General features: G+C 35.1%; 4 protein-coding genes. All 4 read left to right on the top strand.

Annotated elements, in window-relative coordinates:
- The coding region (locus CD138_RS12235; protein ID WP_219727725.1) for a terminase large subunit at window positions 1-822 on the top strand (822 nt) is incomplete at its 5' end.
- A 52-nt stretch (window positions 823-874) separates the two neighbouring features.
- Complete coding sequence (locus CD138_RS12230; RefSeq protein ID WP_019168271.1) at window positions 875-1,501, top strand: HNH endonuclease signature motif containing protein; 627 nt, start codon at window positions 875-877, stop codon at window positions 1,499-1,501.
- Window positions 1,389-1,646, top strand: a complete 258-nt coding sequence (locus CD138_RS14825) for a hypothetical protein (protein ID WP_081583083.1) — start codon at window positions 1,389-1,391, stop codon at window positions 1,644-1,646. The genes CD138_RS12230 and CD138_RS14825 overlap by 113 nt, the downstream gene beginning before the upstream one ends.
- A partial coding sequence (locus CD138_RS12220) for a phage portal protein (RefSeq protein WP_026066831.1) occupies window positions 1,647-1,978 on the top strand: 332 nt, incomplete at its 3' end. It abuts the gene before it with no gap.

The following is a 1,978-nucleotide window of genomic DNA, read 5'->3' as shown; positions in this document are numbered from 1 at the left end:
AATGAGATGCGGTATCGTTGGGAGTACATGGGTGAAGCAATCGGAAGTGGTGTTGTACCATTCGACAATTTGCGAGTTGAAACAATACCCGATGACTTGTTCGGTACATTCGATAACATACGTAACGCTATTGATTTTGGTTATGCTACTGATCCGTTAGCATTTGTTCGATGGCATTATGACAAAAAGAAACAAATCATATACGCTGTTGACGAATATTACGGTGTCCAAATTAGCAACAGGCAACTCGGTAAGTGGTTGCAAGATAAAGGTTATCAAAGCGAAGAAATATATGCAGATAGCGCCGAACCTAAGTCTATTGACGAACTTAAAAAAGAGCACGGTATCAAACGTGTGAAAGGTGTTAAGAAAGGTCCTGACAGCGTTGAATACGGCGAACGTTGGTTGAACGATTTGGAAGCTATTGTGATAGACCCTAAACGAACACCGAACATTGCAAGAGAATTTGAAAACATTGATTACGAAACAGACAAAGACGGTAATGTTAAACCGAAGTTAGAAGATAAAGATAATCACTGTGTAACAGGTGATACATTAATTGACACATCAAATGGGCAAGTACCAATTAAAGATTTAGTAGGTACTACCGGATTAGTAAAGTGTTTTAACGAAGATAAACAAATTGCTACTGAATCAACTTACTTTGATGTAAGACTAACTAGAGAAAATGCTAATGTGTTTGAAATCGAAACAGAAAGTGGACGTAAAATCAAAGCAACAAGCGACCATTTAATATTAACCACAAATGGTTGGAAAATGGTTAAAGAACTCAATACTGACGATGAAATAATAAGTATATAAGTAGATACTTCTCGTTATTCTTTTGGTATAATAGAATTAAGGAGATGAAGCTATGAAATACGTATACTTTAATGGTTTGAAATTTACTAGAGATGACAAAACTGGATATTATCTGAATTCTACTAAACGTAAGAGATTGCATCGATATGTTTGGGAATATCACAATGGACCAATTCCAGAAGGTTGTCATATACATCATTTAGATCACGATAAGAGTAATAATGATATTACGAACTTACAACTAATGAAGCATGGTGAACATGTCACATTACACGGATTAGAACGAGCAAAATTACAAAGAAAAGAAATCATAAGAAACTTAGATGAAAATGCTCGGCCAGCAGCGAATAAATGGCATAAATCAGATGAAGGCCGTAAATGGCACAAAAAACATTACGAAAGTACCAAAGAGAAACTACATCAAATGAAAAAGTTTAAATGCGAAGAGTGCGGAAATGAATTTGAAACACAAGATATAGGTGTTAACAGATTTTGTTCTAATAAGTGTAAATCAAAGTGGCGAAGAAAAAGTGGTTTAGATGATGAGATAAGGGAGTGTGTATATTGTGGTAAAGAATTTAAAGTCAATAAGTATAGAAAGACAAAAACATGTTCCAGAAGTTGTACAAACAGGCAAAGAGCCAAAGAGAGAAAAGATAAAATCGATAAGATTTCATAGCATACAAAATGTTTATAATATGGAAGTAGAAGACCACCACAACTATTCTGTTGATGGTGGTCTAATTATACACAATTGTATTGACGCCACACGCTACGCACTTGAACGTGATATGCGACAAAATAAAATTTCAATACTAAAGTAGGTGATTGCTATTTATTGGCCAAACGAAAAACCATATCACGAACGTGTGATAGAAATGATTAAACCGAAGCACGAAACGCAAGAGGAAATGATTTTGCGTTTGATTCAAAATCACAAAGAAAATATCGAAAATATCACTGTGGGGGAACGTTACTACAACCATCACCCAGACATATTAGATTTACCATTCAAAAGAGATGTTAAAGGTAACTACGACCCACTAAAACCAGACTGGCGAATGTACACGAATTACCATCAAAATTTAGTTGATCAAAAAGTAGCTTATGCGGTAGGTAATCCTATTACATTCGGTACTGATGACGAGCAATCACT

Source organism: Staphylococcus intermedius NCTC 11048 (assembly GCF_002902385.1).
Lineage (GTDB): Bacteria > Bacillota > Bacilli > Staphylococcales > Staphylococcaceae > Staphylococcus > Staphylococcus intermedius.
This window is presented reverse-complemented; position numbering and strand designations above follow the sequence as displayed.

Excerpts from the sequence above, each read along its gene's own strand:
- CD138_RS12230 (WP_019168271.1), top strand. The coding sequence starts at position 875 with ATGAAATACGTATACTTTAATGGTTTGAAATTTACTAGAGATGACAAA.